The organism is Sphingomonas sp. CCH5-D11, assembly GCF_001557395.1.
Classification (GTDB): domain Bacteria; phylum Pseudomonadota; class Alphaproteobacteria; order Sphingomonadales; family Sphingomonadaceae; genus Sphingomonas.
In genome coordinates, this window is sequence record NZ_LSKH01000140.1 from 1 (window position 1) to 7,124 (window position 7,124).

At 69.9% G+C, this 7,124-nt stretch carries 8 protein-coding genes and 1 pseudogene; 3 read left to right on the forward strand and 6 right to left on the reverse strand.

Features of this window, described 5'->3' with window-relative positions:
* From AX702_RS09045 to AX702_RS09060, 4 genes and pseudogenes are all read right to left on the reverse strand, one after another.
* A pseudogene (locus AX702_RS09045) lies at positions 1-197 on the reverse strand (hypothetical protein); the annotation flags it as partial.
* 52 nt (positions 198-249) lie between these two features.
* A complete protein-coding gene (locus tag AX702_RS09050; protein WP_066778700.1) occupies positions 250-462 on the reverse strand; it encodes a ComEA family DNA-binding protein in 213 nt (70 codons plus the stop codon).
* A 14-nt stretch (positions 463-476) separates the two neighbouring features.
* A complete protein-coding gene (locus AX702_RS09055) occupies positions 477-968 on the reverse strand; it encodes a nucleoside deaminase (protein ID WP_066778689.1) in 492 nt (163 codons plus the stop codon).
* A gap of 107 nt (positions 969-1,075) precedes the next feature.
* On the reverse strand, positions 1,076-1,825 hold the full coding sequence (locus AX702_RS09060; RefSeq protein WP_156455423.1) for an SDR family oxidoreductase: 750 nt from the start codon (positions 1,823-1,825) through the stop codon (positions 1,076-1,078).
* Positions 1,826-2,047: 222 nt separating this feature from the next.
* Here AX702_RS09060 and AX702_RS09065 point away from each other — a divergent pair, with 222 nt between their 5' ends.
* Positions 2,048-2,599 (forward strand): transcriptional regulator, encoded by a 552-nt coding sequence (locus AX702_RS09065; protein WP_066778702.1) that lies wholly within the window; start codon positions 2,048-2,050, stop codon positions 2,597-2,599.
* 33 nt (positions 2,600-2,632) lie between these two features.
* Here AX702_RS09065 and AX702_RS09070 read toward each other — a convergent pair whose 3' ends face one another.
* Positions 2,633-3,646 carry an MBL fold metallo-hydrolase gene (locus tag AX702_RS09070; protein WP_066778693.1) on the reverse strand — a complete coding sequence of 338 codons (1,014 nt, stop codon included), beginning with the start codon at positions 3,644-3,646 and terminating at the stop codon, positions 2,633-2,635.
* Positions 3,647-3,747: 101 nt separating this feature from the next.
* On the opposite strand from AX702_RS09070, the gene AX702_RS09075 reads away from it, so the two are divergent.
* A complete protein-coding gene (locus AX702_RS09075; protein ID WP_066778695.1) occupies positions 3,748-4,929 on the forward strand; it encodes a hypothetical protein in 1,182 nt (393 codons plus the stop codon).
* Positions 4,930-5,213: 284 nt separating this feature from the next.
* On the opposite strand, the gene hmpA is transcribed toward AX702_RS09075, so the two are convergent.
* Positions 5,214-6,407 carry an NO-inducible flavohemoprotein gene (gene hmpA, locus AX702_RS09080; RefSeq protein ID WP_066778697.1) on the reverse strand — a complete coding sequence of 398 codons (1,194 nt, stop codon included), beginning with the start codon at positions 6,405-6,407 and terminating at the stop codon, positions 5,214-5,216.
* Positions 6,408-6,491: 84 nt separating this feature from the next.
* Between hmpA and AX702_RS09085 the strand changes: the two genes are divergently transcribed.
* Positions 6,492-6,983: an RrF2 family transcriptional regulator gene (locus AX702_RS09085; protein WP_066778699.1), complete on the forward strand. Its 492-nt coding sequence runs from the start codon at positions 6,492-6,494 to the stop codon at positions 6,981-6,983.
* Positions 6,984-7,124 lie beyond the last annotated feature (141 nt).

Consider the following 7,124-nt stretch of genomic DNA (forward strand, 5'->3'; position numbering starts at 1 on the left):
CCGTCCCCGCCCCACAAAATCGCCATCGGCACCGGCGAGGCGAGAAGCGTCTGGACGGTGGCGCGCAGCTCCGCCGGCCAGCGATCGATCGGGCCAAGCGGCGTGGCGCCCCAGTTCTTGCCACGGATGAGATCGCCGGCCTCCCCGCCCCCGATCAGGCCGGTCAGCTCGCCCGTCGCCGCTGAATGCTCTCCCATGGCCCGATCCACTAGCCCAAATCCCGCCGGGCGGACAGCGGAGCCGCGCGGATCAGCACCGGATCACGGACGCGAGGCCCGCCGTTTTTCCCGCCATGCCGGGCACTTCCTCCAGCTGGCGAAGCGCGGTGAAGCGGCCCCGCTCCTCGCGATAGCGGACGATCTCGAACCCATGTCCCTGAAGCGCGGGCACGGCATCGATCTGCTCGGCGGAGGCGGCGTTGATGTCGAGCGGGGCGGACGGATCGGGCGCGGATGCGCCCACAGATGGCGGCGCGTTCACAGATTGGCCTGTTCGTCCGCCGGCAGATCGGCACCGGGCGGATAATAAAGCGTGGCGCATTCGGCGGCGAGGCACCCGCCCTCAATCACGATGTCGTCGCGATAGGCATCGGCGATGAACGACAGCGTGTCGACATGGCGCGCCTCGAAATACATTTCGTGCACGTCATCGCGCCCCGCGCCATAGACCACGCGGCCGACCTTGGACCAGATCGAGGCCATGGTGCACATGCCGCACGGCTGAAGCGTGGAGTAAAGCGTCGCGCCGCGCAGTTCCTGATCGCCGATCCCCTCGCACGCGCGGCGGATCGCCATCATTTCGGCATGGGCGGTGGCGTCGGGCAGCTCTTCCGTCTGGTTGCGCTCGCCGGCGATCTCGCGCCCGTCCAGCACGATCACCGAGCCGAGCGGCGCGGTGGAGGGATGCGACCCCTTGGACCGGGCGATCTCGATCGCGCGGCGCATCCAGCGTTCGTCTTCCTGCGTCATCCTCTCGCCTCCGGACGCGCCAACGCACCAGAATAAAAAGCGGTTCGCCCCCCTGCTCCACATCAAGATGATTGCCCGCGGACGAATGTGCCCGCGCGGGGAAGCGTTCAGGAGGCGCGTTGCGCCAGCGGCTCGATCCGCAGCGACACCACGTCGACACCGGGCGGGCGGGTGGCGGCGAAGAGGATCGCGTCCGCCACCTGATCGGGATCCAGCATCCGCTGTTCCTCCACCTGGCGCGCGCGCTCCTCGGGCGGGAGCGGCTGAAGCGCGGAATCGGTGGCGCCCGGCTCGATCAGCGTGACGCGGATGCCGTCAGCGATCAGTTCGCGGCGCAGCGTTTCGGCAAACAGGGCAACCCCGCCCTTGGAGGCATTGAGCACGCTGTCACCCGCCGCCGCGCGATGCACGCTGGCCGAGCCGACAAGGATGATCATCCCCTGCCGGTCGCCGGCGGCGCGCATCCGCTCCACCGCGCATTGCGCAGCGGCGACATGGCTCACCAGATTGTTGTCGAGCACGGCGCGCCACTCCGCCTCCGCCATGGTCATCAGCGGGCCGGCGCCAACCCCGGCGCAGGCGACCAGCAGGTCAAGCCCGCCCAGCCCGGCATCGACCCGCGCGAACACATGGGCAAGGCCGCTGCTGCTGGCGAGATCGGCCGCCACCGCCTCCAGCAGCCCGGTCTGGGCGGGAAGCACGATCTCCTCCGTGGCGCGCCGCAGATCCGCCTCGTCGCGATCCGCGATCAGCACCCGCGCGCCAAGACCGATGAACCGCGCCGCGACCGAGCGGCCAATTGCACCGGCACCGCCGGTGACGAGCACGCGCTTCCCCGCGAGATGTGCCGCTTTCATGCCCGTATAATGCGCCTGGGCGGCGGCGGGTTCATCGCCGGCCGGCGAGCCGGGGCCGCGCCGCGCCGACGCGCCGCGCCGCGCTCGCAAGTGCGATGAAGGGCCGACCGTTCGCCCCGACGGATCGCCCGGACCATTCGCCCGGACCGTTCGGCTGAACGGGACGTTCTCGTATCACGCCGGGCGATGGACCAATGGGAAAGCGATGCCAAAGGGAAAGCGATGAAGGTGTTTCTCGATTTCGAAGCCTCGTCGCTGTCGGATCACAGCTGGCCGGTGGAGGTGGCCTGGGTGTTCCAGGACGGCCGGTCCGACAGCCACCTGATCGCGCCGCTGCCGCAATGGACCGACTGGGACGCGGAATCGGAACGGATCCACGGCCTGTCGCGCGCACGGCTGGAGCAGGAGGGGCAAGCGGCCGCGGAAGTGGCGACACGGATGGTGGAGGCGCTGGGCGGGCATGACCTGTTCGCCAGCGCGCCATCCTGGGACGGCAAATGGCTGAGCGCGCTGCTGCGCGGCGCCGGGCTGGACCGCCACGCGCTTCGGCTGCGCAACACGGGCGAGGCGCTGGAGGAAACCGCGCGCGAGGAACTGAAGCACCGCTTCTCGGGGCCGCAGCTGGAGGACGAAACGCACCGCATCGTGACAAAGGCGGGCGCACGGCCGGAAGATCCGCCGGCGCATCGCGCATTGCCCGACGCGCTGGCCGAGCGGGACCGCTGGCTGGCCGTGCGCGCCGCCGCGCGAAAGCGGGTGGCGGAGGAGGAATAACGGGCCGCTCGGGCCGGAGGATCTCCCGGCGCCTCAGCCCGCGTCGGCGGCGGGCGTCACGTCATGCGCCTCGCCGGGATGGCCAGCGACGAAGCGGCGGGGCGGGATGCCGGCGGCGGACAGAGCGGTGGCGAGCGCGAGGCGGGGCGCGTCGCGGGCCTCGTCGGTCAGCTGGAAGGTGCCCCAGTGGATGCCCATCGCCCAGCCTGCCGCGACCTGACGAAAGATGCGCACCGCCTCCGCCGGGTTGATGTGCTGCGCCGCCATGAACCAGCGCGGCTCATAGGCGCCGATCGGGATCAGCGCGGCATCCGGCGCGCCGAGCCGATCGGCCACCGCGGTGAAGATCGCGCCATCGCCATAGCCGGTGTCGCCGACGAACCAGACGCTGCCCGCCGGCGTGTCGAGCCAATGCCCCGACCAGAGTGCCATGCGCACGTCGCTGGGCCAGCGGTTCGCCCAGTGATAGGCGGGCGTCAGCGTGGTCGCGATCCCCGGCCCCGCGCCACCTTCTCTCAGCACCAGCCGGTCCCACCAGTCGCCCACCACGCAGCGCGCATCCGGCACGGCGGCCTTCAGGATCGCATCATTGCCCAGCGGCAAGGCGAACAGCGGCGCGTGATCGGCCTGGAGCCGGCGCAGCGTCGCCACGTCGAAATGATCATAATGGCAATGGCTGATCAGCACGGCATGGATCGGCGGCAGATCCTCATAAGCGATGCCGGGCGCCGTCACCCGCTTCGGCCCGAGGCGCGCGAAGGGACTGGCGCGGGCGGACCAGACCGGATCGGTCAGGATGTTCATCCCCGCCGCCTGGATCAGCACGCTGGCATGGCCGACCATGGTGACGCGCAGCCCCGCCACCGCCGTCTCCGGTGTCGCCTGGGTGACGGGCACGGCGGCGGGCCAGCGCGCCGCGCCGCCCGCTAGCTTCCAGCGCAGCAGGGCGCGAAGGCCCCGATCGGTGGAGGGCTGGCCCGGATTGAAGAAGCGAACACCATCGAAATGGTCGCTCGCCGGGCCCTGATAGTAACGATTGCGCGCCATGGCACCGAGCCTAGGCGGCCGGCGCGCAAATGTAACCCGCCCCGGCACTTGCCGCCGCCCGGACGGCGTGTAGTCTGCCGTTTCACCTGCGGGAGATCACAATGTCCCTGTTTCTGCTGCTCTTGGCACAGGCGAGCGGCGAGATCGTGGTGACGGGCAAGCGGCTGGAGGAGGCGCATCAGCAATGCGTGCGCGGCGGCTGCACCCCGCTGCGCGATGCGCAGGCGAGCATCGCGCTGGCCGAGGCACGCTTTCGCACCGGCAAGTATCTGGACGCGAAAGCGGTGCTCGCGGGCGCGATCTCCCGCAACAAGGGCAAGGCCGAGAGCGATCCCAAGCCGGTCGCCGCGATCTACGAGGCCTATGCCACGGTGGCGCTGCACGAGGGCAACCAGGACGATTATCGCCGCGCGGTGGCCAGCCAGGTGCACGTCTTGAAGGACAATCTGCCGCCGGACGACCCCGCCGTGCTCGCCGCCACCACTGCGCTCGGCGACATGTGGGTGAAGACGGGAACCGCCTTGCGGGCGGAAGCGGCCTATCGCGCCAGCGAGGACGCGGCGCTGAAGAGCGGCAACGATCGCGCGGCGATGCTGGCGGGGATGAAGCGCGTGTGGCTGCTGACCGCCACCGATCGCCCGAAGGACGCCCGCGCCAAGCTGGACGAGCTGGACCGCCGCACGCTTGCGCAGCAGCCGGGCTATGCCACCGCGCTGCGCGTGCTGCGGCTGCGGATCGCCGCCAAGGATGCCGAGGGGGAGAATCTGGACCGGCTGATCCGGTCGCTCGGCCAGGGGCAGGATGAAGCGCCCGTGCTGCTGAAGGCGCCACCCTATGAGCTGGACGCCGCGGCGCAGCTACAGGAGGCCCGCGGCCGGGCGCGGTCCTATCTGGGAAGCAGCGCCGCGTTCGGCTCGCGTGCCGACGCTGACGTTGATCCCGACCCGTATCGCAGCAGCGATCTCGATGCGATCCAATGGGCCGATGTCGGCTTCTGGATCCGGCCCGATGGCACCACGGCGGATGCGGAGGTGCTGCGCCAGTCTTCCGGCAATCCCTGGACCGATCTGGTGCTGCGCCAGATCGCGCAGCGGCGCTATTCGGCGCGCGCCGCCGGGTCGGGGGACGATGGGCAGGGCTATTACAAGGTCGAGCGGCTGACGCGGCGATCCAAATATGTCGTGCCGACGAACAGCCTGATCAGCCGCCGCGTTGCGGTGGGCGGGTTCGAGACGCTGGACCTGACCGAGGAGGCGGACCAGGCCGAGCGCGCGAGCCGCTAAGGCGGGCACGGGTCGTTGATCCGGGCGCGCGATGGCGGGACGGCTTCAGGTAACGCCACGCCGCCCTCGCCGCGGACCGGATCAGGGCGGGAAAGCGGAAGGAGAGCGCCGCTGCGCGTGCCGGCATCACTGAACCGATCCGGCGTTCGCGAAGCCGCGACACCCACCCCCTCGTGCCGGCTGGTTCGGCATCCTGTGCCACGACCCTCAAGCCAGAGGATTCGCGGCACCCCGGATGCCGCGACAGGCCCGGCATGACGGGGTGAGTGTCGCGGCCTCCTGGATCAGGCCGCCAGCACCTCGTCCGTCGGGCCGAACAGCTCGTAATGCACCTGCGTCGCCGGCACGCCGGCGGCGACCAGCCCCGACACGAACGAGCGCAGGAACGGGCGCGGGCCGCAGAGATAATAATCGGCCTCCACGAACGGCGTGTTGGCCTTCAGCCAGTCGATGGTGATGAGGCCGGCCTCAGCCTCGTCCGCTTCGTCGCGCCGCTCGTAGAAGGTGGCGACCTTCGTGCCGCCGTGCCGGGCGGCGAGCGCGCGGACCTGCGCATCCAGCGCATGGGTCGCGCGGCTGGCGGTGCCATGGACGTACCAGATGGGAACGCCCGGGTGCACGGCCGCGATCTGCTCCAGCATGCTGACCAGCGGCGTGAGGCCGACCCCGCCGGACAGCAGCACGATCGGGCGATCCGGCGCATCCGCCAGGAAGAAATCGCCGGCCGGCGGCGTCAGCTCGATCACCGTGCCGGGCACCGCTTCGTCATGCAGGAACGCCGAGGCGCCGCCATCGGCCTGACGCTTCACGGTGATGCGATAGTGATCGTCGTTCGGCCCGCAGGAAATGGAGAAGTTGCGCTTCAGCCCGGGGCGGCCGGCAGCATCGAAGCGCAAGGTGAGATACTGGCCGGCACGGTGGCGCAGCACCCGGCCGCCATCCTCCGGCTTCAGGATGAAGGAAGCGATGCCTTCGCTTTCGTCCTTGCGCTCCGTCACCACGAAGCGGCGCCAGTCGGTCCAGCCGCCGTCATGCGTCATGATCTCGGCGCGGATCGCCGCCTCGCGGCCCTTCAGGATATCGGCGAGGAACCAATAGGCCTCGCCCCAGGCGGCGAGAATCTCGGGCGTGGCCGCCTCGCCCAGCACCTCGGCGATCGCGCCGAGCAGGGCGGTGGCGACATGGGGATAATGTTCGGCCTTGATCGCATAGCCGATGTGCTTTTGCGCGATCCGCTCCACCGCCGGGCCGAGCGCGGCGAGATTTTCGATGTTGCGGGCGTAAGCGAGGATGGCGGTCGCCAGCGCGTGAAGCTGCGCGCCATTCTGCTGATTGGCGGTGTTGAACAGCGCGGCGATCTCCGGATCCTGGAACAGGCGGCAATACATGGCGCCGGTGATCGCGGCGCCATGGTCGGCAAGGGCGGGAACGGTGGCCTGAACGATGGCGATCGTTTGCGGGGAGAGCGGCGCGGGCATGAACGACTCCGTAAAAGAGGTATTTGCAATGCCTGTATTCCTCCACGCATATACATGCAACCGAAATACCTGTATAAGCGTGGCATGAAGCTGAGCCGCTACACCGACTATGCGCTTCGCGTGCTGATCCACCTGGCGGCGCACGACAACGAACTCGCCTCCATCGGGCGGATCGCGACCCGCTATGCGATCTCCAAGGATCATCTGATGAAGGTGGTGCAGGATCTCGGCCGCGCGGGCTTCGTGGAGACGGTGCGCGGCCGCAACGGCGGGCTGCGGCTGGCGCGCCCGGCCGCGCAGATCAACATCGGCGAACTGGTGCGCCATACCGAGGGCGGGTTCGACCTGGTGGAATGCGGCGACTGCGTGATCGCGCCGGCCTGTGGCCTGCCGCGCGTCCTTGCCGAAGCGACGCGCGCCTTCCTCGCCGCGCTCGATCGCTATTCGGTGGCTGATCTCGCCAACCGGCCGGCAGACCTGCGCGGCCTGTTCGCGCTGCGCGATACCCAGGCGCCGGTGCCGGAGGAGGTGCTGGCGGCGGACGGCATCAGCATGAGTGAGCCTTCGCGCGACTGAACGCTGACGGGTTCGGCGGCGGGATTGCCGCAGGGAGCGCGTTTGCGATTGGGCGCGGGGCTTGGCCAGATCTCTGCGTATACCGCGCCGCAGACCTTCAGGCCGTTGCGTGCGCGGAGCCTTGGATCCCGGCGCGAGGCC